The sequence below is a fragment of the Pantoea sp. FN0305 genome (genome assembly GCF_050113845.1).
In the GTDB taxonomy this organism is placed as follows: Bacteria; Pseudomonadota; Gammaproteobacteria; order Enterobacterales; family Enterobacteriaceae; genus Mixta; species Mixta alhagi.
In genome coordinates, this window is the sequence record NZ_JBNJSN010000005.1 from 210999 (window position 1) to 237336 (window position 26338).

A 26338-nucleotide genomic window follows, 5' to 3' on the forward strand; every position below is an offset into this window, starting at 1 on the left:
AAAAGGATGCAACATATTCTGGAGAAACTTTATCAGGGGCTGATGCTAACCCGGGCAGAAAGCCACCAGCTGTTTAGCGCTATTATCACCGGCCAACTGGAACCAACGCAGCTGGCGGCAGCGCTGATAGCGATGAAAGTACGCGGCGAACGTCCGGAGGAGATCGCCGGTGCCGCATCGGCTCTGCTGGCGGACGCACGTCCCTTTCCGCGCCCCGACTACGCCTTTGCCGATATTGTCGGCACCGGCGGCGACGGCAGCAACAGCATTAATATCTCCACCGCCAGCGCTTTTGTCGCAGCAACCTGCGGTTTAAAGGTGGCCAAGCACGGTAACCGTAGCGTCTCCAGCAAGTCCGGCTCGTCCGATCTGCTGGCGGCGTTCGGTATCAGCCTGGATTTACCGGCTGAACAGGCGCGTCAGGCGCTGGATGATCTTAACGTCTGTTTTCTGTTCGCTCCGCAGTATCACACCGGTTTTCGCCATGCGATGCCGGTACGCCAGCAGTTAAAAAGTCGGACGTTGTTTAACGTGCTGGGACCGCTAATTAATCCGGCGCGCCCGCCGCTGGCGGTGATTGGCGTTTACAGTCCGGAACTGGTGTTGCCGATTGCGGAAACGCTGCGTGTGCTGGGCTATCAGCGTGCGGCGGTGGTTCACGGTGGGGGTATGGACGAGGTGGCTATTCACAGCGCCACGCAGGTTGCGGAACTGCGCGACGGCGATATCACCAGCTATCAGCTGACCCCAGATGATTTCGGCCTGCCGTATCATACTAAAGAGTCGCTGGCAGGCGGGTCGCCGGAAGAAAACCGTGACATTCTGACGCAATTGCTCCAGGGTAAAGGCGAGCAGGCGCACCAGCACGCCGTGGCGGTTAACGTTGCTATGTTATTGAAAATTTTCGGCAATGAGGATTTACGTGATAATGCTCAGCGCGCGCTGAAAGCGATTGCGAGCGGTCAGGCTTACGAGCGCGTTGTCGCGCTGGCAGCAAGAGGCTAGAGATGCAAACCGTACTGAATGAAATCATCCGGGATAAAAGGCTGTGGGTGGAAAATCGCAAGAAGCTCCAGCCGCTGACCTCTTTTCAGCAGCAACTGGTGCCCTCAACCCGCAGTTTTTATCATGCGCTACAGGGCGCCCGCACCGCTTTTATTCTTGAGTGTAAAAAAGCATCGCCCTCCAAAGGGGTGATCCGTGCCGATTTCGATCCGGTAGCCATAGCTGAAGTTTATAAAGATTATGCGTCAGCCATTTCCGTGCTCACCGACGAGGCGTGGTTTCAGGGCAGTTTTGACTACCTGCCGCTGGTGAGCGCAGCGGTTAGCCAGCCGGTGCTGTGCAAAGATTTTATTATCGATCCCTGGCAGATTTACCTGGCGCGCTTTTATCAGGCCGATGCGGTATTGCTGATGCTTTCCGTGCTGGATGATGAACAGTATCGTCAGCTGGCGGCGGTGGCGCACAGCCTGGAAATGGGAATTCTGACCGAAGTCAGTAACGAAGCTGAACTGGAGCGCGCGCTGGCGCTGAACGCCAGAGTTGTGGGTATCAATAACCGCGACCTGCGTGACCTGTCGGTTAATCTGGATCGTACCCGCCAGCTGGCGCCACGATGTGGTCACGGCGTCACGGTAATCAGTGAATCTGGCATCAAGAGCTATGCGCAGGTTCGTGAGCTGAGCCGTTTTGCCAGCGGTTTTTTAATCGGCTCCGCCCTGATGAGCGAAGCGGATCTTCATCTGGCGGTACGACGCGTGCTGCTGGGAGATAACAAAGTTTGCGGCCTGACCCGACCAGAAGATGCCTTTGCGGCCTGGCAGGCAGGCGCCATTTATGGCGGCTTGATTTTCGCTGAGGGATCGCCGCGTAAAGTTGATATTGCCCAGGCGCGACGGGTGATTGCAGCGGCCCCTTTGGGCTACGTGGGCGTGTTCCGCAATGCGGCAATCAGTGACGTTGTCACAACCAGCCGAGCACTCTCCCTGAGCGCCGTTCAGCTGCACGGCAGTGAAGATCAGGATTATATTGATACGCTGCGCGCTGAACTGCCGCCAGAAATCGCAATCTGGAAAGCGCTTAGCGTGAGCAATCGGCTTCCGACGCGCAATCTCGCCCATGTCGATCGCTATGTTTTTGATAATGGCGCTGGCGGCAGCGGCCAGCGTTTCGACTGGTCATTACTCACCGGTCAGCAGCTGGATAATGTGCTGCTGGCGGGCGGTCTCGGTGCAGATAATTGCGTATCGGCAGCGCAGCTGGGCTGCGCCGGACTCGATTTTAATTCCGGTGTTGAAAGCGCGCCGGGCATCAAGGATGCCGAAAAGATCGCCGCAGTTTTTCAAACGCTGCGCGCCTACTGACAGCAAACGTCCGCACCGCGGGCGGTGATAAGGAAAATAACGCACATGACATTACTGAACCCCTACTTTGGCGAATTTGGCGGCATGTATGTTCCACAAATTCTGATGCCTGCGCTGCGCCAGCTGGAAGAGGCCTTTGTTAGCGCCCAACGCGATGCCGATTTTCAGGCAGAGTTTAACGATCTGCTGAAAAATTACGCTGGGCGTCCCACTGCGCTGACGCGTTGCCAGAATCTGACCAAAGGCACTAAAACGCGTCTCTATCTGAAGCGTGAAGATTTGCTGCACGGCGGCGCGCATAAAACTAACCAGGTCCTGGGCCAGGCACTGCTGGCGAAACGGATGGGCAAAACAGAAATCATTGCCGAAACCGGCGCGGGTCAGCATGGCGTCGCCTCGGCCCTTGCCAGCGCCCTGCTGGGCCTGAAATGCCGTATCTATATGGGCGCAAAAGATGTTGAACGTCAGTCGCCCAATGTTTTCCGCATGCGTTTGATGGGCGCCGAAGTGATCCCGGTTCACAGTGGCTCCGCGACGCTGAAGGATGCCTGTAATGAAGCGCTGCGTGACTGGTCCGGCAGCTATGAGACCGCGCACTATATGCTCGGCACCGCCGCAGGGCCGCATCCTTATCCTACTATTGTGCGTGAGTTTCAGCGGATGATTGGCGAAGAGACCAAAGCGCAGATCATGCAGGCTGAAGGACGTCTGCCGGATGCGGTGATTGCCTGCGTGGGCGGCGGCTCAAACGCTATCGGTATGTTTGCCGACTTTATTGATGAGAAAGATGTCGGCCTGATTGGCGTTGAGCCTGCCGGGCACGGTATTGAAACCGGCGAGCATGGCGCACCGCTGAAGCATGGACGGGTTGGCATCTATTTCGGCATGAAGGCACCGATGATGCAGACTGAGGATGGTCAGATTGAAGAGTCCTATTCCATTTCCGCCGGGCTGGATTTCCCGTCGGTGGGACCGCAGCATGCACATCTGAACAGCATTGGCCGCGCGGAATATGTATCCATTACCGATAACGAAGCGCTGGCGGCTTTTAAACAGCTTTGCCGGGCGGAAGGTATTATCCCGGCTCTGGAATCAGCGCATGCGCTGGCCTGGGCCCTGAAAATGATTCAGCAAGATCCAGAAAAAGAGCAGCTGCTGGTGGTTAACCTTTCCGGCCGCGGCGACAAAGATATTTTTACCGTTCACGATATTCTGAAAGCGCAGGGAGAGATCTAATGGAACGTTATGAACAGCTGTTTAAACGTCTGCAGGCCAGCAAAGAAGGCGCTTTTGTTCCTTTCGTCACGCTGGGCGATCCCTCGCCGGAGCTCTCTTTGCAGATTATCGATACGCTGGTGGCTGCTGGTGCCGACGCCCTTGAGTTAGGTATTCCCTTCTCTGATCCGCTGGCGGATGGGCCGACGATTCAAAACGCCACGCTGCGCGCTTTTGCCGCCGGAACCACGCCGGCGCAATGTTTTGAGATGCTGACGACCATACGTCAGAAATATCCCGATTTACCGATTGGGCTGCTGATGTACGCAAACCTGGTGTTTACTAACGGCGTCGATGAATTTTATGCCCGCTGCGAGCAGGCTGGCGTCGATTCGGTGCTGGTTGCCGACGTGCCGGTTGAAGAGTCAGGCCCTTTCCGTCAGGCAGCGATGCGTCACAATATCGCGCCGATATTTATCTGCCCGCCTAACGCCGATGATGATTTGCTGCGCGCGGTCGCTTCTTACGGACGTGGTTATATCTATCTTTTGTCGCGTGCCGGCGTTACCGGAGCGGAGAAGCGCGCCAGCCTGCCGTTAAAGCATTTAATCGACAAGCTGCGAGAGTACCATGCCGCGCCGACGCTGCAAGGTTTCGGCATTTCAGAACCCTCGCAGGTAAAAGAGGCGATTGCGGCTGGCGCAGACGGCGCAATTTCCGGCTCGGCCATTGTAAAAATTATCGAGAAGCACCACGCCGAACCGGAAGTGATGCTTGCCGAGCTGAAACGTTTTGTCAGCGAGCTAAAAGCGGCTACCCGCTAAATCCTCTGTGCCTTGCCTCTGGTAAGGCACTCTTTATTTGGGCCTTTTCCCCTGCCCGTTTGTATTTCCCACTATTGTCTACCACACTTAATGTGCCGCTAATCGAAGCGGCAACGCCTTTTTTATGACAGGGAGTAGCGATATGAAAGCTGTTAAATTGTTTACCGGAACAGTGGCTGCGGCGGCGGTAGCCATGATGCTGAGCGCCTGCGCCCCGACTTCCACCCAGGAAGGAACCGGGGGATATATTGATGACACGGTGATCACCACCAAGGTGAAGTCTCAGTTCCTGGGCGATGAATCACTGAAAGCACGTGAAATAAATGTGGAGACCTTTAAAGGTCGGGTACAGCTCAGCGGCTTTGTTTCTTCGCCGCAGATGGCTAACCATGCGGTAGAAGTGACGCGCCGCGTGCCGGGCGTGAAATCGGTGGTCAATAATATGCAAATTAAATAATCTTCCGCTCAGGCCGCTATGCCAGCGGCCTTATGCGTTTAGCAGCGCAATCAGAAGCGGTAACCCACGCCAAAGAAGAACACCCAGGGATCAATACGCGTATCAATATTCTGCTGCTGACCGCCCGCTTTGAATTTGACCTCGGTATCAATATCCATATACCAGACAGACATATTCAGTATCCAGTCTTGATCGATTTCATAATCCAGTCCCACCTGACCGGCCATCCCCCATGAATTTTTTACACTGAGATCGCTCAGGCCCGCGTCGCGCCCGGTCTGGTTAAAATCGGTATCGTAAAAGGTGGTGTAGTTAATCCCGGCACCGACATAAGGACGCAGCTTACTGTTGCTGTCAAAAAAGTAATATTGCGCCATTAGCGTTGGCGGAAGCTGACGTACGGTTGCCAGCGTGCCCGTCGCGGCGAGGCCGACTTTATGGCGAAACGGTGTCGCCGCCAGCAGCTCTATGCCAATATTATCGGTGGCCATCCAGGTGAACGTCAGACCAAGCTGCGTATTGTTATCAACGTCAAAAGAGCCCATTCCCAGCACGTTATCCGATCCTTCAGAGGGACGAACCGTCGCGCTACCCGCACGTATAAAAAAGTCGCCCGCCTGATGGGCGCTGGCAATAACCGGAAATGCCGAGAGGAACGCCAACGCTAATGCAGCTCGTTTCATAACTACTCCTTGTGTAATTAAAAGGGATTAACCCCTACCCACTCATAAGTAAGAAAAAAGTGTCAGAAGCCCCTTTTACAACGAAACGGCTGAAAAATCATGTAGATCAAATTTTCCATAGCGCTTAAAAAAGGCAACATTGATTTAGATCAATAAACAAAGCGGTAACACCTGTGAAATTCCCGTTGCAGGACGTTACATGAAAGATTATTTTGCTGATCTTCCCGTGTGATTTTGGTTCGATGCCTCGGAGGGGCGGGCGATCAAATGAGCGATAATTTTAATCCTTGTGTTTCCTGTGGTGCCTGCTGCGCCCATTTCCGCGTTTCCTTCTACTGGGCTGAGGCAGATGATGCCGGTGGAGGCGTCCCCGCCGATCTCACCGAGCCGCTTAATTTGCTGATGCGCAACATGCGTGGCACAAATGCCCGTACGCCGCGCTGTGTTGCTTTGCAGGGCGAAGTGGGTCAGTGCGTCTCCTGTGGTATTTACGAACAGCGTCCGACGCCCTGCCGTGAATTTGCCATGTCCGGTGAAAATGGTGTCTGGAATGAAGCCTGTGATCTTGCCCGGGCAAAATATGGTCTGCCGCCGCTGTTTTTTTCATCAAACCCGCCACTTACTGAAAGTTATGTAAGTCTGGGTGCCAGTCCCGCGTCAGACCATGTACAATCGCCGGATCTGTAAACCGGTAATTACCAAAGGAGTGTACATGTCCATCACGGCGGGCTCGCTATACCGTGACACGGGGAATTTTTTGCGTCATCAGCTGGTCACGATTGTGCTGATAGCATTACTGACATCACTAATTACGGTGATGATTGGTCATGTGTTAACACCGGACGCAGAACAGCTCTCGATACTGAGCGAAGGCGATAACGGCGGCGCCACTTCGTTAATTGAGGTGATCCAAAACCTGTCGCCGGAACAGCAGCAGGTTCTGCTACGCGCTTCAGCAGCCGGTACGTTTGCCTCTCTGGTCGGTAATACGTTGCTGCTCGGTGCCATGCTTTGCCTGATCCCGCTGGTGTCGGCGGGTCAACGAACCAGCGCGCTGCGGGCGATTGGCGCTTCTGCTCCTTTGCTGCCGCGTCTGCTGCTGTTGACCTTTCTGATTACGCTGGTGGTGCAGCTGGGCTTTATGGTGCTGGTTATTCCGGGCGTGATTCTGGGTATCCTGCTTTCTCTGGCGCCGGTGATTCTGGCGATTGAGAAAACCGGTATTCTTGCCGCGCTGCGCACCAGTTCCCGTCTCGCCTGGGCACATATGCGTCTGATCGCACCGGCGGTCATCGTCTGGTTGCTGGCTAAAATGGCCTTGTTGCTGCTGGCCTCTTCCTTTACCGTCCTGCCGGCTAATATCGCCTCTGTGTTGCTTAATGCGTTAAGCAATCTGGTTTCGGCAATATTGGTTATTTATCTGTTCCGTCTTTATATGCTGCTGCGTTAAGTCCTGACGGCATACTTTGTATGCCGTTATTCTTTTCTGCCGGGCACGATCTGGAATTCATTATGAAGCAACTACTCGATTTTCTTCCGCTGGTGGTCTTTTTCGTCTTTTATAAGCTGTACGATATTTATGTCGCCTCCGGCGCGCTGATAGCCGCAACCGGCCTGGCACTGGTCGCCAGTTGGATCCTCTATCGTAAGCTGGAAAAGATGACCATCTTTACCTTTGTGTTGGTCGCGGTATTCGGCACGCTGACGCTGGTTTTCCATAACGATGAGTTTATTAAATGGAAGGTCACGGTTATTTATACGCTGTTCGCTCTGGCATTATTGTTCAGCCAGCTTTTCATGGAAAAGCCGTTGATTCAGAGCATGCTGGGCAAAGAGCTGCAGCTGCCGCAATATGCCTGGCGTAAACTGAATATTGCCTGGGCGCTGTTCTTTCTGGCGTGTGGGCTGGCGAATATTTACGTTGCCTTTTGGATGCCGCAGGCATTTTGGGTTAATTTTAAAGTCTTCGGCCTCACGGGTCTGACGCTACTGTTTACCTTGCTCAGCGGCGTTTATATTTACCGTCTGATGCCGCAGCAGGAAAAATAGTTCTGTTCTGCCCGGCTCCAATGCGCCGGGCTTTTATTTTGCAAACCAAAGAATTGAGTAATGGATAATAATCGTAAGCCGCAAGGCGAAATGGTGTTACGTACGCTGGCGATGCCGGCGGATACCAACGCTAACGGCGATATTTTCGGCGGCTGGCTGATGTCACAAATGGATATTGGCGGCGCTATTCTGGCCAAGGAGCTGGCCGAGGGACGCGTTGTGACGGTACGCGTTGATGGAATGACGTTCCTTAAGCCGGTGGCGGTAGGAGACGTTGTCAGCTGCTATGCCCGCTGTATTCGCACCGGCAGCAGTTCGATGACCATCAACGTGGAAGTCTGGATCAAGAAAGTCTCTTCTGAACCGCTGGGTCAGTTCTACTGTACTACCGAAGCGATTTTTATCTATGTCGCGGTAGATGAACAGGGAAAATCTCGTCCGCTACCAGCCGGGAAGAGTCATTATGTCGCACAGGAGAGTGCGGAATAAAGCGCCGCATCTGTAATTCATGAAAAAGGTGCCGCGCAGGCGCGGCACCTTTTTCAGCCGATTGCCGTGCTATTCAATGCTGGTGCCGCCGTTAATGCGAAACACGATGGTCATCGTCAGATTATTGCCTGGCTTGCCGCTTTCATAGCGCCACTTCCTCATAGCCTGCTTCACATCACGCTCAAACATATTACGCGGCTGCGCTGACAGAATACGGATGTTATCAACACGTCCGCTGCTGTCTACGTCATACTGCACGCGCACGCGCCCTTCAATACGCAGGGCAAAAGCGCGCGCGGGATAACCCGGCTTGCCGACGCTTAGCGCTCGCGGCCCGTCAGAAACGGTGCGCGATGGCGCTGGCGAAGTTTTCGGCGCGCTGGAGGGTTTCGCCGCCGTGGTTTTGGCGCTATTTTCCTGGAAAGGCGATGCCTGCCGCGGCGGCGTCTGTGGTTTGATCTCTTTAGGCGGCTTCACCACCTCTTTTTTAACCGGTTTCGGTTTCGGCTTCGGCCTGGGTTTTGGCTCAGGTTTGGGGATCGGTACCGGCTCCGCCTTCGGCGGCTCAGGCGTCGGCTCCGGCTGGGGTTCCGGTTCTGGTTCCGGCATGGGCGCAGGCTCCGGTGTAGGCTGTGCCTGCGGCTGAACCTCCGGAGCCACCAGCGAGACGCTAATGGGCTGCGACATCTTAGGCGCTTCAACGCTCCGATTAAACGAAGCATACAACAAAGCGGCAATCACGCTGCCGTGCAGCGCCACTGAAAGCAACATGGATACTGATAAGCGGCGAGGTAAAGGAGTCGTCAGCGTTGTCATAACTATTCGCATGGTCAAGTGAGGCCGCAATTTTAAATGCAAATAGCAATCAGTTTCAACAACTCACCCACTACAGCAGCCAGAAAAAAGCATAAAACCCGCCTTCATTGCTACAGGTCAACAAGGCGTTATCTTTTCATTTGCACAAAACTTTACGATAAATTAACGTAACTGCCAAACTGACCCGCCCCAACAGGAGTAATTATCGTGCTGTATGTTATTTATGCTGAAGACCATGCCGATTCGCTGGAAAAGCGCGGCGCCGTTCGCCCGGCCCACCTTGCTCGTCTACAGCTACTGCGGGACGAAGGTCGTTTAATTGTGGCCGGCCCGATGCCTGCCGTTGACAGTAACGAACCGGGAGCGGCGGGTTTTACCGGCTCAACGGTAATCGCTGAGTTCCCCTCGCTGGAAGCAGCGCAGTCCTGGGCTGAGGACGATCCCTATATCGCCGCTGGCGTCTATAAACAGGTCGCTGTGAAGCCGTTTAAGCGGGTATTTTGAGCGTAAACATCTTGCTGGCGGGTAAATAAGCGGGGCGAAAAGCCTCAGAGAAACATTAAGGGAGCCACAATGCTCCCTTTTTTCTTACCAGAAATAGTTGATAAACAGCACTGAACGGCGTTGCTGCTGCGCCAGCTGATGGCGAATGACATGGATACGTCGATAACGCCGCGACTGCCCTTCCAGCCAGCGCGCCTTTTTACGCTGAGCCTGACGCAACATACGCCAGCGAGCGACTTCATTCCTGCTTCGCTTCATAATATTTATCCGATTGCCAAACAACGCGGCGCATTATAGATCTTTTCCTCCGCTGGCAACATCCTTCTCTGTTGCTGATTAACGGCAAAGGGTTTCGCAGGTAGCTATCTCCACGTACACTCCCTGCATCAAAGCGCGAACCGGACTTCCACTTTATGACCACGTTCTACACTCTGATTAGTTGGCTCTTATTTTTCGGCTACTGGTTACTGATCGCTGGCGTGACGCTACGTATTCTGATGAAACGCCGGGCGGTAACGTCAGCGATGGCCTGGCTGTTGATTATCTATATTCTGCCGCTGGTGGGCATCATCGCTTATCTTTCCTTTGGCGAGCTCTATCTGGGCAAACGGCGTGCTGAGCGCGCGCGCACCATGTGGCCCTCTACTGCCCGCTGGCTGCATGACTTAAAAAGCTGTCACTCTATTTTCGCCACAGAACACAGCGATGTGGCACGCTCGCTGTTTCAGCTGTGTGAAAATCGTCAGGGCATTGCCGGTGTGAAAGGCAACCAGCTGCAGCTGCTGACCAGTACTGACGATACAATGAAAGCCCTGATCCGTGATATTCAGCTGGCGCGCCATAATATCGAGATGGTGTTTTATATCTGGCATCCCGGTGGCCTGGCAGACGACGTTGCCGAGTCGCTGATGGCGGCGGCGCGACGCGGCGTGCACTGTCGCCTGATGCTGGATTCAGCCGGCAGCGTTACCTTTTTCCGCAGCCAATGGCCCGCGATGATGCGCAATGCCGGGGTTGACGTTGTCGAGGCGCTGCACGTCAGCCTGCTGCGCGTTTTTCTGCGCCGTATGGATTTACGTCAGCACCGTAAAGTGGTGCTGATCGATAACTATATTGCCTATACCGGCAGCATGAATATGGTTGATCCGCGCTATTTCAAACAGGATGCGGGCGTAGGTCAGTGGATCGATTTAATGGCGCGTATGGTGGGCCCGGTAGCAACCACCATGGGCATTATTTACTCCTGTGACTGGGAGATTGAAACGGGCAAACGCATTTTGCCGCCGCCGCCGGATACTAACGTAATGCCCTTCGAACAGGAGAGTGGGCATACTATTCAGGTGATCGCCTCTGGTCCCGGTTTCCCGGAAGATATGATCCACCAGGCGCTGCTGACGGCGGTCTATTCGGCGCGCGAACAGCTGATTATGACCACGCCCTACTTTGTTCCCAGCGACGATTTATTACATGCTATCTGTACGGCGGCGCTGCGCGGCGTTGATGTCAGCATCATTGTGCCGCGTCATAATGACTCGCTGCTGGTTGGCTGGGCCAGTCGCGCTTTCTTTACTGAACTGCTGGAAGCCGGGGTAAAAATTTACCAGTTCGAAGGTGGCCTGCTGCATACCAAAAGCGTGCTGGTGGATGGGCAGCTTAGTCTGATTGGCACCGTTAACCTGGATATGCGCAGCCTGTGGCTAAATTTTGAAATTACGCTGGTGATTGACGACGACGGTTTTGGCAGCGATTTGGCGCACGTGCAGGATGATTATATTGCCCGCTCCCGTCTGGTGGATGCCAAACGCTGGGTGCGTCGTCCCTGGTGGCAGCGGATCGTTGAACGACTGTTTTACTTCTTTAGTCCGTTGCTGTAAAAGAGGCGGAAAATGCTATTACGCCTGCGGGCATACGGGATCAATCATGGACTTAAATAACCGTCTTACTGAAGATGAAACGCTGGAACAGGCTTACGATATTTTTCTTGAGCTGGCGGGCGATAACCTCGATCCGGCGGATATCATCCTGTTTAATTTGCAGTTTGAAGAGCGCGGCGGCGCGGAGCTGTTTGATCCCTCGGAAGACTGGCGCGAGCATGTCGATTACGATTTGAATCCCGACTTTTTCGCCGAAGTGGTGATTGGTCTTGGCGAAGCGGAAGGCGAACCGGTAACCGACGTTTTCGCCCGCGTTCTGCTGTGCCGTGAGAAAGATCATAAGCTGTGCCATATTTTGTGGCGTGAATAACGCGCGCCCCATGACGAAAAAAGGCTGCCTCCGGCAGCCTTTTTGGTATCAGCACGCTAGAGCGGATCCACCTTCAGGCAGGAAACCGCATGGCGGAAACTTCCCTCCAGCAGCGGGCGCGTTTTCGCGCATTCGGGTCCGGCAATCGGGCAACGGGTACGGAACACGCAGCCCGATGGCGGATTAATCGGCGATGGCAGCTCACCCTCCAGCAGCTGAATAGTTTTATTTCTCTCCCGATCGGGATCGGGGATCGGTACGGCAGACATCAGCGCCCGGGTATAAGGATGCTGCGGATTGTTATAAACCTCGCTGTAGGTTCCCAGCTCTACCGCATGTCCCAGATACATCACCAGCACGCGATCGGAAATGTGCTTCACTACCGCCAGGTCATGAGCGATAAAAATCAGTGAAAGCCCCATTTCACGCTGTAGCTGCTGCAGCAGATTCACTACCTGCGCCTGAATTGAAACATCCAGCGCCGATACCGGCTCATCGCAAATGATCAGCTTTGGCTCCAGAATCAGCGCGCGGGCAATACCGATACGCTGACACTGACCGCCGGAAAACTCATGCGGATAACGGTTAATCAGGTTCGGTAGCAGCCCAACTTTCATCATCATCGCCTTAACGCGATCTTTTATTTCCTGACGCGGCATATTGGGATGATAGGTTCGCAGCGGCTCGGCAATAATATCGCCGATATTCATGCGCGGGTTCAGCGAGGCCAGCGGATCCTGAAAAATCATCTGAATATCGCTGCGCGCCTTGCGCCACTCCTCGTCGCTTTGGCCAAGCAGGTCGCGACCCAGCCAGGCGACGCGGCCATCGGTGGCCTTGACCAGGCCGATAATAGCGCGCGCCAGCGTTGATTTGCCGCAGCCCGATTCGCCAACCACGCCCAGCGTCTCTCCCTCATACAGACGCAGGCTGACGCCATCTACCGCCTTCAATGTTTTTGACGGCTGCCAGAACCACTGTTTGCCATCTTTAATATCGAAATGCACCTTGAGATCGGCGATTTCGAGCAGTACTTTTTTCTCAGCTACGGCGTTCATACCAGCTCCTCCACCGGCTTAAAGCAGGCACGCAAACGCCCTTCGCCAAAGGCCTCCAGCGGCGGCGCGGCGGCGCAAATTTCCATCGCATAAGGGCAACGGGGCTGAAACGGACATCCTTTTGGCAGACGCAGCAGATTCGGCGGGTTGCCCGGTATGGTCAGCAGCGATTCCCCTTCCGTATCCAGACGCGGCACCGCGTTCAACAGCCCCAGCGCGTAAGGATGCGCCGGATGATAAAAGACGTCGCGCGCGTTGCCGTACTCCATGGTGCGTCCGGCATACATCACCAGGACCTTATTACAGATACCCGCCACGACTCCCAGGTCATGAGTAATCATGATAATGGCGGTATTAAACTCGCGTTTCAGCTCATTCAACAGCGTCATGATTTGCGCCTGCACCGTTACGTCAAGCGCGGTGGTCGGCTCATCGGCAATCAGCAGTTTGGGCCGGCAAAGCAGCGCCATTGCAATCATTACGCGCTGGCGCATGCCGCCAGAAAACTCATGCGGGTACATTTTCATGCGCTTGCGCGCTTCCGGCATTTTTACCGCATCCAACATCCGTACCGACTCTTCAAACGCCTGCGCTTTGCTCATTCCTTTATGCAGTTGTAATACTTCCATCAACTGATCGCCGACGCGCAGATAAGGATTCAGCGAAGTCATCGGATCCTGGAAAATCATCGCCACCTGCTCTGCCCGCAGCGCGTTAAGCTGCTTCTCCGGCAGGTTAAGGATTTCACGACCGTTAAATCGCGCGGAGCCTTCGATGCGTCCGTTACTGGCCAGCAGGCCCATCAGGGCAAAAGCGGTTTGTGATTTACCAGAGCCGGATTCGCCGACAATCCCTAACGTTTCACCGGCCCGCAGGCTGAAGTTAAGGTCATTAACCGCGGTGACATCGCCGTCCGGCGTAGAAAAGGTGACGCGTAAATCCTTTACGTCGAGCAGTAAGTCGCTTCCCGCGCTTTTTGCCATTACAGGCTGAACTTCAATCGTACTCATCGGGAAACTCCTTAACGATCTTTCGGGTCGAGGGCATCACGCAGGCCATCACCGATAAAGTTAAAACAAAACAGCGTGATAACCAGAAAACCTGCCGGATAAAGCAACAGCCAGGGCGACACTTCCATTGAGTTGGCACCGTCGCTCAGCAAGGCACCCCAGCTACTGAGCGGCTCCTGCGTTCCCAGGCCCAGAAAGCTAAGGAATGACTCAAACAGGATCATGCCCGGCACCAGTAAAGAGGCGTAGACCACGACCACGCCCAGCACGTTCGGCACGATATGGCGCAGTACAATCTTGATTGTCGAGACGCCGCCGACCTGGGCTGCTTCAATATATTCCTTTCGCTTCAGGCTTAACGTCTGGCCGCGCACAATACGCGCCATATCCAGCCAGGAGACCATGCCGATGGCGACAAAGATCAGCAGAATGTTCTGCCCGAAAAAGGTCACCAGCAGGATCACAAAGAACATAAAGGGAAAAGAGTTAAGGATTTCCAACAAACGCATCATAACGGAATCCGTTTTCCCGCCCAGATAGCCTGCCAGCGTGCCGTACAGGGTGCCAACCACTACCGCTACCAGCGCGGCTGCAATGCCAACCATCAGTGAGATACGCCCGCCGATCGCCACGCGCACTAACAGATCGCGCCCGGAGGAGTCGGTGCCAAAATAGTGGCCTGATTCCATATCCGGCGCGGCAGACATCATCGCCCAGTCGGTATCATCATAGGTAAAGGGCGAGACCCAGGGAGCAATAATCACAAAAAGCGCGATCAGCAGTAAAATAAACAGGCTGGCCAACGCCGCACGGTTATGTATAAAACGACGACGCGCGTCCTGCCACAAACTGCGCCCTTCCACTTCCAGCTTTTCACTGAACGTATCAAGAGCGTCGCTATTTTTCTTACTTAAAATCATGGCGAGCCCCGGTATTAATAACGAATTTTCGGATCGATGACGGCATACAGCACGTCAACGATAGCGTTAAACACAATGGTCAGCGTGCCGACTAAAATCGTCAGGCTCAGTACCAGTGAATAGTCACGGTTCAGCGCGCCATTAACAAACAGCTGCCCAATTCCCGGTAGCCCGTAAATCGTTTCAATAACCATCGAACCGGTAATAATCCCAACAAAAGCGGGGCCAAGATAAGAAAGCACCGGCAACAGCGCAGGCTTTAAAGCGTGACGTAACACAATACGCCGCGTCGGTAATCCTTTGGCGCGCGCGGTACGAATAAAGTTAGAGTGCATGACCTCAATCATCGAGCCACGGGTAATACGCGCAATGCTGGCGATATAGGCCAGTGACAGCGCCACCATCGGCAGGATCATAAATTTCAGCGCCCCGCCGTTCCAGCCACCGCCGGGCAACCATTTCAGAGTAATAGAAAAGATTAATACCAGCAGCGGCGCGACAACAAAACTGGGAATAACTATGCCGGTCATCGCCACCCCCATGACGACATAATCCCATTTACTGTTTTGATTTAACGCAGCGATAACGCCTGCCGTTACCCCCAGCAGCACGGCAAAAATAAAGGCCGCCGCGCCGAGCTTCGCGGAAACCGGGAACGAGCCGGCCACTAAATCGTTAACGGTATAATCCTTATATTTAAACGAAGGACCAAAATCGCCGTGCGCCAGTTGGTTAAGATAATCGACGTACTGCTTCCACATCGGATCGTTTAAATGATATTTCGCTTCGATATTCGCCATCACTTCCGGCGTTAAGGCGCGTTCGCCGGTAAATGGACTACCGGGCGCCAGGCGCATCATAAAGAAAGAGATCGTAACCAGAATAAATAGCGTCGGAATTGCTTCAAGGCAGCGACGCAGGATGAACTTTAACATTGCCCGTACCTGATAAACCTGGCTTCAGCCGGATAGCCGAAGCCATATTGCCCGAAATGGGCGGCCTGCGACCGCCCGGAAGCCTGCATTAATGTTTGATGATATAGAGATCTTTATCGTGCGAATTATCCAGCGGATCTTTGCCGGTATAGCCGCCGACGTAAGGTTTCACCAGACGCAGGTTTTTGTAGTAGTAGATCGGCACAATAACGGAATCTTTATCCAGCACCTTCTCCGCTTCGGCGTAAATCTGGCTCCGCGTTGCCTCATCTTTTGCGCTCAACGCCTGCGCCAGCAGTTTATCGAACTCAGCGCTTTTATAGTGCGAGGTATTATTGCTGCTGTCTGAAAGCATGGTATTCAGGAAGCTGGTGGGTTCATTGTAATCGGCACACCAGGCGGCGCGCGCGACATCAAAGTTGCCCTGATGACGCGTATCAAGGAAGGTCTTCCATTCCTGGTTCTGTAGCTTGACCTCCACACCCAGATTTTTCTTCCAGATCGAGGCGGCGGCAATGGCCAGCTTTTTATGCAGATCGGAAGTGTTATACAGCAGGCTGAACGACAGCGGCTTATCGGCGGTATAGCCCGCTTCGGCCAGCAGCTTTTTCGCTTCTTCATTGCGTTTCTGCTGGGTCCAGCTCATCCATTCCGGTTTGGTCAGAGTGATGCCGTCAGTAAATGGCGGCGTATAGCTCCAGGCGGGGTCTTCGCCTTGCGCTTTTACCTTATTCACAATGATGTCGCGATCGATACCCAGCTTCAGCGCGGTACGTACGCGTGGATCGTTAAACGGCGGTTTCTGGTTATTAATTTCGTAATAATAGGTGCAGAGATACGGGTCGGCATGGATCTCATGCGGGATCTCTTTTTTCAGCTTCTGATACAGCTCAATCGGCAGATAGTTATAGGTCATATCGCTGCCGCCGCTGCGATAGCGGTTTGTATCGGTCACTTCTGAAGAAATGGGCAGAAAGGTGACTTTATTCAGTACGGTATGGGCGTTATCCCAGTATTGCGGGTTACGCTCTACAACCAGGCGTTCGTTAATCACCCACTCTTTAACCTTAAACGCGCCGTTACCAACAAAGTTTTCCGGCTGCGTCCATTTATCGCCAAATTTTTCGATAACGGGTTTATACACCGGCGACATAGAGTGGTGAATAATCAGCTTATAAAAATAAGGCACCGCTTCGCTCAGCGTAACCTCCAGCGTATGGTCATCAACGGCTTTAATACCGAGGGTATCCGGCGCTTTTTTGCCAGCAATAATATCATCCACATTCAGCAGATGGCCGTACTGTAGATAACTGGCGTAGGGCGATGCCGTTTTCGGATCGGCCAGGCGACGCCAGCTATAGACAAAATCATTGGCGGTTAGCGGCTCGCCATTGGACCATTTCACATTTTTACGCAGATGGAAGATCCAGACCTTACCGCCCTCCTTGCTTTCCCAGCTTTCCGCCACGCCAGGCTGAATTTTTCCCTCGGCGTCGTTAATCGCCAACCCTTCATACAGATCGCGGCTCACATAGGCTTCCGGCACGCCTTCGACTTTGTGGGGATCGAGCGACTGCAGCTCGGCGCCGTTGCCTCTGATCAGCTCCTGTTTTTCCGCCAGCTGCACCCCTGCCGGCACATTGGCTGCCAGCGCGCTGTTCACGTTTAATGCGCCTAGCGCTGCCATAACGCCCAGTGCCGCCAGGCTTTTATTTGTGATGTTGGTCATGTTTACTCCAGTTTTTTTATAATTACCGCGGTATTTACCTACGGCTTTCCCCCGCTGTACGGGTTACCTGTCACGCGCTCCGGAACCTGAAGCCGGACAGGGTTTGCTTCCTGTTTTCTTACGGCTGCCATCATCTACCGCCCGTTATCGATTACCCGGGCAGCGAATTAATGTTTGGTAATGTAGTAATTCTTAATATTCTGTCGGTCCTGCGCATCTTTGCCGGTAAAGCCGCCTACCCAGGGCTTCACCAGCCGCACGCTGACCCGGTAATAGACCGGCACCAGCGCTGAATCTTTATCCAGCTGCGCTTCCGCCTGTTGATATAACACGGCGCGCTGCGCATCGTCGGCCACCAGCGATTTCGCCATTAATGCATCAAACGCCGGGCTACGATAAAAACCGGTATTGGTTGAGGAGTCGCTCAGCAGCATATTCAGGAAAGAGGAAGGTTCGTTATAGTCGGAACACCAGGTTGCGCGCGCCACATCATAATTTCCCTCATGACGGGTATTCAGCATGGTTTTCCATTCCTGATTTTGCAGCGTGACGTTAGCACCAAGATTTTTTTTCCACATTGAGGCGGCGGCAATTGCCTGCTTTTTATTTTGATCGGAGGTGTTATAGAGCAGCGTAAAGGTCAGCGGCTTTTGCACGCCGTAGCCCGCCGCGGCCAGCAGCTGTTTTGCTGTGGCGTTGCGTTCTGCCTGCGTCTGAGTAAACCAGGCCGGCGCGGTAAATTTAGCCCCGTTAATATAGGGCGGCGTAAAGCCAAAGGCGGGAATTTGCCCTTGCCCCATGATTTTTTCAGCGATGATTTGGCGATCCAGGGTTAATTTTACCGCCGTACGCACCCGCGCATCATTAAACGGCGGACGCTGGTTATTCAATTCATAATAAAAGGTGCAGAGATAAGGGCTGACATGCACCTGAGCGCCCAGTTCTTTCTTGAGCATAGGAAAGAGTTCGGGAGGGATCGCGCTGTTGGTAATATCGATACCGCCGCTACGATAGCGGTTGACGTCGCTGGTTTCCGAGCTGATCGGCAAGAAGGTCGCTGTTTCAATAATCGTATGCGCATTATCCCAATAATGTGGGTTGCGCTTCAGCGTAATTTTCTCATTAACCACCCAGCTGTTCAGCGTATAGGCGCCGTTGCCGACATAATGCTCCGGGCGCGTCCATTTGTCCCCCCACTGCTCGAGGGTCTGGCGATGAACCGGCTTTAGCGGGGTATGTTCCAGCATCGCCGTAAAGTAAGGCACCGGCTGACTTAGCGTAACCTGCAGGTGATGATCATCCAGCGCTTTTACGCCCAGCGCCGAGGGAGGTTGCCTGCCTGCGATAATTTCATCGACGTTCAGAATATGTGCGTACTGCAAAAAACTGGCGTAGGGAGAAGCCGTTTTTGGATCCACCAGCCGTTGCCAGCTATAGACAAAATCGGCGGCCGTTACCGGATCGCCATTGCTCCAGCGGGCATCCGGCCTCAGGGTGAAGGTCCAGACATTATTTTGCTGCTGCCATTGCTGCGCAACACCCGGTACCAGACGACCGGCGTTATCAGTTACAAGCAATCCTTCCAGCAAATTAGTTATGACATCGCTTTCCGGGACCCCTTCGGTTTTATGTGGGTCCAGCGAGGCGACTTCGGTACCGTTATTAATAACAATGGTTTGATCCTGAGCTAACTCTACAGTAGGCGGCACGCTGGCTGCCCGCGCATTAACAGACAAAGCCAGGAGAACAATGAGTGCCGCTTTGCCAAAATAATCAGGATTTGCTGGATTCATAAAACCTTTTGCTCTTAGAAGTCACCTGCAGGCTGTAAAGCAAAATCCGTTCTCACTTTGCCCAGATCAAAAAAACTTTAATCGGAAGTTAACAGATGAATTTTTTTGTGCCAAAAACAAATAGTAAAAATGTTATCTATTTCTCTTTTATCATGATCGCTCTAAACACGGAAGTGTTATTTTTACTGATGAATTATGATTTATTCGATTGATATCAAAAGAAAAAACAGCCAGAAGCCTGCTTCAGAGGGCCGCTCAATATGGCAATCGCCTGAAAAAGCGGTAAAAAATCATAACAAATGCTTCACATAGAATGATCATCTATCAGTAAAGCAAAACAGCTGATAAAAATCTGGAGGATGAAAAATATTACGCAGTAATTGATGTGAAAATAATCACATTTCTGGACAGGTAAACCAAAGTCACAGAAAAATCAGCAATTAAACTAATAATTAGCATCCGCTATTAAGGAATATGAATAGAGGCACCAAAATAGTGCAGAAAAGTGCGCAATTGCACTTTTTTAGGGCAAAAAATGATTTAAAGGGAAAATTAAGTTGCCTGGCGCGGAAGAATAAAGCTCATAACCAATGTAACGCATACATCGGTTATGAAAAGGTTAATTAAGCAGGCCAGGGAAGCTTGCTCTGAGGCCAGTAACAATAAATTCTATGCCCAACGCCATAAGTAATAACCCCATGATACGGGTAATAACGTTGATGCCGGTTTGCCCCAGCACGCGCACCATAACCGGCGCGGCGCGAAACAAAAGCCAACAGCAAAAGGCAAATAGCGCAATGGCGATGCTAAAGGCCAGCAGGTTTATCCAGCTGTGATAACGCGTGCTCCAGACAATAGTTGAACTAATGGCACCCGGGCCCGCCATTAATGGCAATGCCAGCGGCACAACGCCAATGCTTTCGCGTACTGCCGTTTCTGATTTCTCCTGTTTATTCTGCTTATCTTCGCCCAGCTTACCGCTAATCATCGACATGGCAATGGTCACCACCAGGATGCCGCCTGCGATACGGAAAGAGTCGATAGAGATACCAAAGATATGCAGAATGGCATCACCCAGAAACAGCGATGTCCAGAGAATAATCGCCACAGCAAGGTTCGCCGTCAGGTTGGTTCTGTTTCTTTCAGCCACCGGCTGGTAGCTGGTCATGCTAATAAAAACAGGAATAATCCCGATGGGGTTCACCAGCGCAAACAGGCCAACAAAAAATTTAATATAGCCGGACAGATCCAGTGCAAGGGTATTCACAAACTACTCCGCAAATGCGCCAATAATAACCGCCTTAATTTAAAGTAAATATCATCCGCTTGCCAGCGGACAACCCCAGTCTAAAAAGCTGTAATTACCTTTCAACGCAGGTAAAAAATCCATTGTTAAAAGATTGTTTAGCTAATGATGCGAAAAACAATTGCTGTTACAGCAGATTAGTCAAAACCTGATGCTGGTCAAAAAATAATCACGCTGAAAGGTGTCAGCTTCAAGGAATATTGATCTAAATCAACAGACATCTACCCCGATCCAGGTAAGCTGGCCTCATCAAAAGGAATTGATAACGAGGTGCGCTGTCATTTACCAACGCCTTCGCCATAGAAACTCTTTCAGTAAACAGTACGGAGTAAGTAAAGCGCAAAATGGGTTATTTGCCTGCTCCAAAGTGTAATGCCGCATTTAGCCTGGTCTGTTTACTAAAAGAGTTTAACTTCCATCAGGAGAGCATTATGGCCGTTACCAATGTCGCTGAACTTAACGCACTTGTTGAACGTGTAAAACAAGCGCAGCGCGAATACGCCAATTTCACTCAAGAGCAGGTTGATAAAATTTTCCGCGCCGCCGCGCTGGCTGCTGCCGACGCGCGTATTCCGCTGGCAAAGATGGCGGTAGCGGAATCTGGAATGGGTATTGTGGAAGATAAAGTGATTAAAAACCACTTCGCTTCAGAATATATTTACAATGCCTATAAAGATGAAAAAACCTGCGGCATTCTGGAAACTGACGAGACTTTCGGCACCATCACCATTGCTGAACCCACCGGCCTGATTTGCGGTATCGTCCCTACCACTAACCCAACCTCCACCGCTATCTTTAAGGCGCTGATCAGCCTTAAAACCCGTAACGGTATTATCTTCTCTCCACATCCGCGAGCGAAAGACGCTACCAATAAAGCAGCGGATATCGTGCTGCAGGCTGCCATCGCCGCTGGTGCGCCGAAAGATATTATCGGCTGGATTGACCAGCCTTCCGTCGAGCTTTCTAACCAGCTGATGCATCATCCGGATATTAACCTGATTCTGGCAACCGGTGGCCCGGGCATGGTGAAAGCAGCTTACAGCTCGGGTAAACCCGCTATCGGCGTCGGCGCGGGGAATACCCCGGTCGTTATTGACGAAACCGCAGATATCAAGCGTGCCGTGGCCTCTATTCTGATGTCCAAGACCTTCGACAACGGCGTCATTTGCGCTTCAGAGCAGTCCGTTATCGTGGTAGACGCCGTTTATGATGCGGTACGTGAACGTTTCGCCAGCCATGGCGGCTACCTGTTACAGGGCGCAGAGCTGAAAGCCGTGCAGGATATCATCCTGAAAAACGGCGGGCTGAATGCAGCCATCGTGGGTCAGCCAGCAGTGAAAATTGCCGAAATGGCAGGCATCCATGTACCGGCAAGCACCAAAATTCTGATTGGCGAAGTGCAGCTGGTGGACGAATCTGAACCTTTCGCCCATGAAAAACTTTCGCCTACGCTGGCAATGTACCGCGCAGAAAACTTTGAGCAGGCTGTGGCTAAAGCAGAGAAACTGGTGGCGATGGGCGGTATCGGGCATACCTCTTGTCTGTATACCGACCAGGACAACCAGCATGAACGCGTAAATTATTTTGGCGACAAAATGAAAACCGCGCGCATCCTGATCAATACGCCAGCTTCGCAGGGCGGTATCGGCGACCTGTATAACTTTAAACTGGCACCTTCTCTGACGCTGGGCTGTGGTTCATGGGGCGGCAACTCAATTTCTGAAAACGTCGGTCCTAAACATCTTATCAATAAGAAAACCGTGGCCAAGCGAGCTGAGAATATGTTGTGGCACAAACTTCCAAAATCTATCTATTTCCGTCGTGGCTCTCTGCCTATCGCCCTGGAAGAGGTGGCTTCTGACGGAGCAAAACGCGCCTTTATCGTGACCGACCGCTTCCTGTTTAATAACGGTTATGCCGATCAGATTACCTCTGTACTGAAATCTCACGGCGTCGAAACCGAAATTTTCTTTGAAGTGGAAGCCGATCCGACGCTAAGCATCGTGCGCAAAGGCGCAGAACAGATGAACTCCTTTAAACCGGATGTGATCATTGCGCTTGGCGGCGGCTCTCCGATGGACGCAGCCAAAATCATGTGGGTCATGTACGAGCATCCTGAAACCCATTTCGAAGAGCTGGCTCTGCGCTTTATGGATATCCGTAAACGTATCTATAAGTTCCCGAAAATGGGCGTGAAGGCGAAAATGATTGCGGTGACCACCACTTCAGGCACCGGCTCAGAAGTTACGCCGTTTGCGGTGGTGACCGATGATGCTACCGGCCAGAAATATCCGCTGGCTGATTACGCGCTGACGCCGGATATGGCTATCGTAGATGCCAACCTCGTGATGAATATGCCGAAATCGCTGGCCGCTTTTGGTGGTCTTGATGCGGTAACCCACGCGCTGGAAGCCTATGTTTCTGTGTTGGCCAATGAGTACTCTGATGGTCAGGCGCTGCAGGCCCTTAAACTGCTGAAAGACAATCTGGCAGACAGCTATCGCGATGGTGCGAAAAATCCAGTGGCGCGTGAACGCGTTCATAACGCCGCGACCATTGCCGGTATCGCTTTTGCGAATGCTTTCCTTGGGGTGTGTCACTCAATGGCGCATAAACTGGGGTCTGAATTCCATATCCCGCACGGCCTGGCTAATGCCCTGCTGATCTCGAATGTTATTCGCTACAACGCTAATGACAATCCGACCAAACAGACAGCGTTCAGCCAGTACGATCGTCCGCAGGCACGCCGTCGTTATGCCGAAATCGCCGACCACCTTGGTCTGAGCGCTGCCGGCGACCGCACGGCGCAGAAAATCGAGAAACTGCTGGCGTGGCTGGAAGATATGAAAGCCCAGTTGGGTATTCCGAAATCGATTCGTGAGGCAGGCGTACAGGAAGCTGATTTCCTGGCGAAAGTCGATAAGCTGGCTGATGACGCGTTTGATGACCAGTGTACCGGCGCTAACCCGCGTTACCCGCTGATTGCTGAGCTGAAACAGATCATGCTTGATACCTTCTACGGTCGCGAATATGCAGAACCCTTTGAATCTGTCTCTGAAGCGATCATTGCTCAGCCGGTCAAAGAAGCTAAAGTAGAGAAGAAAGCTAAAAAAGTTTGATTCTCAGACCATAAAAAACCCGCTTCGGCGGGTTTTTTTATCTCTGACGTCTGGACGCATTCCCGGTGTTCTGTGCTGTTTTCCCGCCGCTTCACTTCCTCTATAAACGCTCTGTAAGCCTCTGTAACGCATCTGGCGCTGTAGCTTACGCTTCCCCTTTCAGAAAGGCTCTACGGGCTGTAAAACGCCTTTAGACAGCGCATCCTTATAATGCTTGCGACACACAGAAACATAGCGCTCGTTACCGCCGATAACTACCTGCTCGCCTTCGGCATAGGGTTTACCCTCACTGTCAAGACGCAGCACCATCCCGGCTTTACGGCCACAATGGCAAATGGTTTTTAATTCGATAAGTTTATCAGCCCAGGCTAATAAATACTGGCTTCCGCTAAATAATTCACCACGGAAATCAGTGCGCAAGCCATAACACAATACCGGTATATCCAGATAATCGACGACATCAGAAAGTTCTCGAACTTGTTCGCGCGTCAAAAATTGGCATTCATCAACAAGTATGCAATGTATCGGCTTTTTTTCATGTTCTTCAGTAATTTCATGCATCAGTAAAGTCTGATTGTTAAACAATTTAGCCGGTGACGAAAGGCCAATGCGTGAGCTGACTTTACCGCTACCGAAGCGATCATCTATCTCCGCAGTCCAGACCAAAGTCCGCATGCCCCTTTCCTGATAATTATAAGAAGATTGCAACAATGCGGTGGATTTCCCGGCATTCATTGCCGAGTAATAGAAATAAAGCTGAGCCATAGGGCTGAACTCCGCCAAAAGGGTTAAACAAAAACGGCGACGATTGTATCATAGCCTCAGTAGCACCGGCTGGATAACCTGCAATATGATTATGTTGTTTAACCGCGGCGCTTGTTTAACATCATCCGCAGTAACGCATAATCCCTGTCCATGGCATTAAATGATAAAACCTCAACCCCTGTTCTTATTATGGCCTTTTTTTAGTCGCTCTGAACCTTTGCACTTTAAGCTTAATGAGGCTAACGCTTTAGGTTATACGACGATTTTAAGCGCCGGGCTGAACAGATAATCCCCTGTAAGCCTAAGGCCGTTTAATGATAGCTTTTAATGGGACTGGCTTATTTTCGCCTGAGACAACTATAACTTTCCCCCAATTGCGTTATGCAAATCTCACTTTAATAAGACTTTGTGAATTTCTTACAAAATTAACTATTGCAGTTCCTTTTTTCCACCTCTATTATTATCAAGCAGAACATTTCTCCCACCCAATATATTTTGAGATTAGGACAATGAGCGAAGCACTTAAAATTCTGAACAACATCCGTACACTGCGCGCCCAGGCCAGAGAATGTACTCTGGAAACTCTGGAAGAAATGCTGGAAAAACTGGAAGTGGTCGTTAATGAGCGCCGCGAAGAAGAAAGTCAGGCGCAGGCTGAAATTGAAGAGCGTACGCGTAAACTTCAGCAGTACCGCGAAATGCTGATTGCCGACGGCATTGATCCGAATGAACTGCTGCAAACTATGGCAGCAACTAAAACAAGTGGCAAAGCCAAGCGTGCTGCACGTCCGGCTAAATATAAATACGTTGATGAAAATGGCGAAAGCAAAACCTGGACAGGCCAGGGCCGTACTCCTGCGGTAATCAAGAAAGCCATTGAAGAGGAAGGCAAGCAGCTGGATGATTTTCTGCTGTAATTCCTGTTCAGGGTGCTTCTCTTAACCCCATTTTGTTATGGGGTTTTTTATTGGTCTTTTTGTCGTATTTGTCATGCCAGGCCACACCCAAAAAAAGGAAGCCCCAGGCTTCCTTTTTTTAATTACTTAACTCAGACCTTATAAAAAGCCCGGTACCATTCCACAAAGCGTTTGATGCCCTCTTCCACGCCCGTTTGCGGTTTAAATCCGATCACATCGTACAGTGCCTGCGTATCCGCGCTGGTTTCCAGCACATCGCCTGGCTGCATCGGCAGCATATTTTTCTGCGCCTCTGTACCCAGCGCTTTCTCCAGGGCTTCTATATAAGCCATTAACGTTATCGGCTGACTGTTACCAATATTATAGACACGGTAAGGCGCAGAGCTGGTGGCAGGCGAGCCTGTTTCAACTGTCCAGTCAGGATCTTTTTGTGGTATCACATCCTGCAGGCGGAAAATCGACTCGGTGATATCGTCAATATAAGTGAAATCCCGGCGCATTTGACCCTTGTTATAAACGTCAATACTTTCGCCCGCGATAATAGCTCGGGTGAATTTAAACAGGGCCATATCCGGGCGTCCCCACGGTCCGTAGACGGTAAAGAAGCGCAAACCGGTCATTGGGATACCGTAAAGATGTGAATAAGTATGCGACATCAGTTCATTGGCTTTTTTCGTGGCCGCATAAAGCGAAACCGGATGGTCTACGCTGTCGTCGGTGGAAAATGGCATTTTACGGTTCAGACCGTAAACAGAACTGGAAGAGGCGTACAGCAAATGCTCGATTTTATGATGACGACAGCCTTCAAGAATATTAAGGTGCCCCGTCAGATTAGCGTCTGCATATGCATGTGGATTATCAATAGAATAACGAACCCCTGCCTGCGCCCCCAGATGAATAACACGCTGGAAACGGTGCTGTGCAAACAGCGAGGCTATTGCGTCCCTGTCAGATAAATCGCCTTCGATAAAAGTAAAGTCTGAAGAAGTGATTTGATTAAGGCGGGCACGTTTGAGATTTACATCATAATAATCATTCAGGTTGTCGAGACCGACAACCTGGTGACCGGCCGACAGAAGGCGTTGGGTAACGTGAAAACCAATAAACCCTGCCGCGCCGGTAACCAGATAGTTCATCTT

Annotated in this window: 26 protein-coding genes; 14 read left to right on the top strand and 12 right to left on the bottom strand. The window is 52.0% G+C overall.

Annotation, left to right across the window (positions count from 1 at the left end):
• The first annotated feature begins 6 nt into the window (after positions 1-6).
• From trpD to ACQE3Y_RS12030, 5 genes are all read left to right on the top strand, one after another.
• Positions 7-1005, top strand: coding sequence for an anthranilate phosphoribosyltransferase (gene trpD / locus ACQE3Y_RS12010; protein ID WP_426981755.1), 999 nt, complete (start codon positions 7-9; stop codon positions 1003-1005).
• Between the two features lie 2 nt (positions 1006-1007).
• The gene (gene trpCF / locus ACQE3Y_RS12015) at positions 1008-2366 is read left to right on the top strand and encodes a bifunctional indole-3-glycerol-phosphate synthase TrpC/phosphoribosylanthranilate isomerase TrpF (RefSeq protein WP_426981756.1); all 1359 of its coding nucleotides are present in this window, start codon (positions 1008-1010) and stop codon (positions 2364-2366) included.
• Positions 2367-2411: 45 nt separating this feature from the next.
• Positions 2412-3602 carry a tryptophan synthase subunit beta gene (gene trpB, locus ACQE3Y_RS12020; RefSeq protein ID WP_426981757.1) on the top strand — a complete coding sequence of 397 codons (1191 nt, stop codon included), beginning with the start codon at positions 2412-2414 and terminating at the stop codon, positions 3600-3602.
• Entirely contained in the window at positions 3602-4405 is an 804-nt protein-coding gene (gene trpA / locus ACQE3Y_RS12025) for a tryptophan synthase subunit alpha (RefSeq protein ID WP_426972430.1), read from the top strand. The genes trpB and trpA overlap by 1 nt, the downstream gene beginning before the upstream one ends.
• Before the next feature lie 142 nt (positions 4406-4547).
• Positions 4548-4862, top strand: a complete 315-nt coding sequence (locus ACQE3Y_RS12030; RefSeq protein ID WP_250650062.1) for a BON domain-containing protein — start codon at positions 4548-4550, stop codon at positions 4860-4862.
• 50 nt (positions 4863-4912) lie between these two features.
• Here the strand turns inward: ACQE3Y_RS12030 and ompW are convergent, their stop codons facing one another.
• Positions 4913-5545 (bottom strand): outer membrane protein OmpW, encoded by a 633-nt coding sequence (ompW, locus tag ACQE3Y_RS12035; protein WP_426981758.1) that lies wholly within the window; start codon positions 5543-5545, stop codon positions 4913-4915.
• 267 nt (positions 5546-5812) lie between these two features.
• On the opposite strand from ompW, the gene ACQE3Y_RS12040 reads away from it, so the two are divergent.
• From ACQE3Y_RS12040 to yciA, 4 genes are all read left to right on the top strand, one after another.
• On the top strand, positions 5813-6232 hold the full coding sequence (locus ACQE3Y_RS12040; RefSeq protein WP_426981759.1) for a YkgJ family cysteine cluster protein: 420 nt from the start codon (positions 5813-5815) through the stop codon (positions 6230-6232).
• A 25-nt stretch (positions 6233-6257) separates the two neighbouring features.
• Positions 6258-6995: a YciC family protein gene (locus tag ACQE3Y_RS12045; RefSeq protein ID WP_426981760.1), complete on the top strand. Its 738-nt coding sequence runs from the start codon at positions 6258-6260 to the stop codon at positions 6993-6995.
• 62 nt (positions 6996-7057) lie between these two features.
• Positions 7058-7594: a septation protein A gene (locus ACQE3Y_RS12050; RefSeq protein WP_085072349.1), complete on the top strand. Its 537-nt coding sequence runs from the start codon at positions 7058-7060 to the stop codon at positions 7592-7594.
• Positions 7595-7654: 60 nt separating this feature from the next.
• The gene (yciA, locus tag ACQE3Y_RS12055; protein ID WP_426981761.1) at positions 7655-8083 is read left to right on the top strand and encodes an acyl-CoA thioester hydrolase YciA; all 429 of its coding nucleotides are present in this window, start codon (positions 7655-7657) and stop codon (positions 8081-8083) included.
• Positions 8084-8152: 69 nt separating this feature from the next.
• On the opposite strand, the gene tonB is transcribed toward yciA, so the two are convergent.
• Positions 8153-8899, bottom strand: a complete 747-nt coding sequence (gene tonB / locus ACQE3Y_RS12060; RefSeq protein WP_426981762.1) for a TonB system transport protein TonB — start codon at positions 8897-8899, stop codon at positions 8153-8155.
• A gap of 207 nt (positions 8900-9106) precedes the next feature.
• On the opposite strand from tonB, the gene ACQE3Y_RS12065 reads away from it, so the two are divergent.
• A complete protein-coding gene (locus tag ACQE3Y_RS12065; RefSeq protein WP_426972418.1) occupies positions 9107-9403 on the top strand; it encodes a YciI family protein in 297 nt (98 codons plus the stop codon).
• 84 nt (positions 9404-9487) lie between these two features.
• Here the strand turns inward: ACQE3Y_RS12065 and ACQE3Y_RS12070 are convergent, their stop codons facing one another.
• Positions 9488-9661, bottom strand: coding sequence for a YciY family protein (locus ACQE3Y_RS12070; RefSeq protein ID WP_250650067.1), 174 nt, complete (start codon positions 9659-9661; stop codon positions 9488-9490).
• A 155-nt stretch (positions 9662-9816) separates the two neighbouring features.
• Between ACQE3Y_RS12070 and cls the strand changes: the two genes are divergently transcribed.
• The gene (cls, locus tag ACQE3Y_RS12075) at positions 9817-11277 is read left to right on the top strand and encodes a cardiolipin synthase (RefSeq protein ID WP_426972417.1); all 1461 of its coding nucleotides are present in this window, start codon (positions 9817-9819) and stop codon (positions 11275-11277) included.
• A 46-nt stretch (positions 11278-11323) separates the two neighbouring features.
• Positions 11324-11647 (top strand): HI1450 family dsDNA-mimic protein, encoded by a 324-nt coding sequence (locus ACQE3Y_RS12080; RefSeq protein ID WP_085071582.1) that lies wholly within the window; start codon positions 11324-11326, stop codon positions 11645-11647.
• A gap of 56 nt (positions 11648-11703) precedes the next feature.
• Here ACQE3Y_RS12080 and oppF read toward each other — a convergent pair whose 3' ends face one another.
• From oppF to ACQE3Y_RS12115, 7 genes are all read right to left on the bottom strand, one after another.
• Positions 11704-12705 carry a murein tripeptide/oligopeptide ABC transporter ATP binding protein OppF gene (gene oppF, locus ACQE3Y_RS12085; protein ID WP_426981763.1) on the bottom strand — a complete coding sequence of 334 codons (1002 nt, stop codon included), beginning with the start codon at positions 12703-12705 and terminating at the stop codon, positions 11704-11706.
• Positions 12702-13715 carry an ABC transporter ATP-binding protein gene (locus ACQE3Y_RS12090; RefSeq protein ID WP_426981764.1) on the bottom strand — a complete coding sequence of 338 codons (1014 nt, stop codon included), beginning with the start codon at positions 13713-13715 and terminating at the stop codon, positions 12702-12704. Before ACQE3Y_RS12090 ends, oppF begins: the two co-directional genes overlap by 4 nt.
• Before the next feature lie 11 nt (positions 13716-13726).
• Positions 13727-14635 carry an oligopeptide ABC transporter permease OppC gene (gene oppC / locus ACQE3Y_RS12095; RefSeq protein ID WP_250650071.1) on the bottom strand — a complete coding sequence of 303 codons (909 nt, stop codon included), beginning with the start codon at positions 14633-14635 and terminating at the stop codon, positions 13727-13729.
• A 14-nt stretch (positions 14636-14649) separates the two neighbouring features.
• The gene (gene oppB, locus ACQE3Y_RS12100) at positions 14650-15570 is read right to left on the bottom strand and encodes an oligopeptide ABC transporter permease OppB (RefSeq protein ID WP_085071578.1); all 921 of its coding nucleotides are present in this window, start codon (positions 15568-15570) and stop codon (positions 14650-14652) included.
• An 88-nt stretch (positions 15571-15658) separates the two neighbouring features.
• Positions 15659-17299: an oligopeptide ABC transporter substrate-binding protein OppA gene (gene oppA, locus ACQE3Y_RS12105; protein ID WP_426981765.1), complete on the bottom strand. Its 1641-nt coding sequence runs from the start codon at positions 17297-17299 to the stop codon at positions 15659-15661.
• Between the two features lie 167 nt (positions 17300-17466).
• The gene (locus tag ACQE3Y_RS12110; RefSeq protein ID WP_426981766.1) at positions 17467-19092 is read right to left on the bottom strand and encodes an ABC transporter substrate-binding protein; all 1626 of its coding nucleotides are present in this window, start codon (positions 19090-19092) and stop codon (positions 17467-17469) included.
• A 619-nt stretch (positions 19093-19711) separates the two neighbouring features.
• Positions 19712-20359 carry a YchE family NAAT transporter gene (locus ACQE3Y_RS12115; protein ID WP_426972413.1) on the bottom strand — a complete coding sequence of 216 codons (648 nt, stop codon included), beginning with the start codon at positions 20357-20359 and terminating at the stop codon, positions 19712-19714.
• Between the two features lie 470 nt (positions 20360-20829).
• On the opposite strand from ACQE3Y_RS12115, the gene adhE reads away from it, so the two are divergent.
• Positions 20830-23517, top strand: a complete 2688-nt coding sequence (gene adhE / locus ACQE3Y_RS12120) for a bifunctional acetaldehyde-CoA/alcohol dehydrogenase (RefSeq protein WP_426972412.1) — start codon at positions 20830-20832, stop codon at positions 23515-23517.
• A gap of 159 nt (positions 23518-23676) precedes the next feature.
• Here adhE and tdk read toward each other — a convergent pair whose 3' ends face one another.
• Positions 23677-24282 (bottom strand): thymidine kinase, encoded by a 606-nt coding sequence (gene tdk / locus ACQE3Y_RS12125; RefSeq protein ID WP_426981767.1) that lies wholly within the window; start codon positions 24280-24282, stop codon positions 23677-23679.
• A gap of 509 nt (positions 24283-24791) precedes the next feature.
• Between tdk and hns the strand changes: the two genes are divergently transcribed.
• Positions 24792-25199, top strand: coding sequence for a histone-like nucleoid-structuring protein H-NS (gene hns, locus ACQE3Y_RS12130; RefSeq protein WP_085071573.1), 408 nt, complete (start codon positions 24792-24794; stop codon positions 25197-25199).
• A gap of 131 nt (positions 25200-25330) precedes the next feature.
• On the opposite strand, the gene ACQE3Y_RS12135 is transcribed toward hns, so the two are convergent.
• Positions 25331-26335 (bottom strand): NAD-dependent epimerase, encoded by a 1005-nt coding sequence (locus ACQE3Y_RS12135; RefSeq protein WP_426981768.1) that lies wholly within the window; start codon positions 26333-26335, stop codon positions 25331-25333.
• Positions 26336-26338 lie beyond the last annotated feature (3 nt).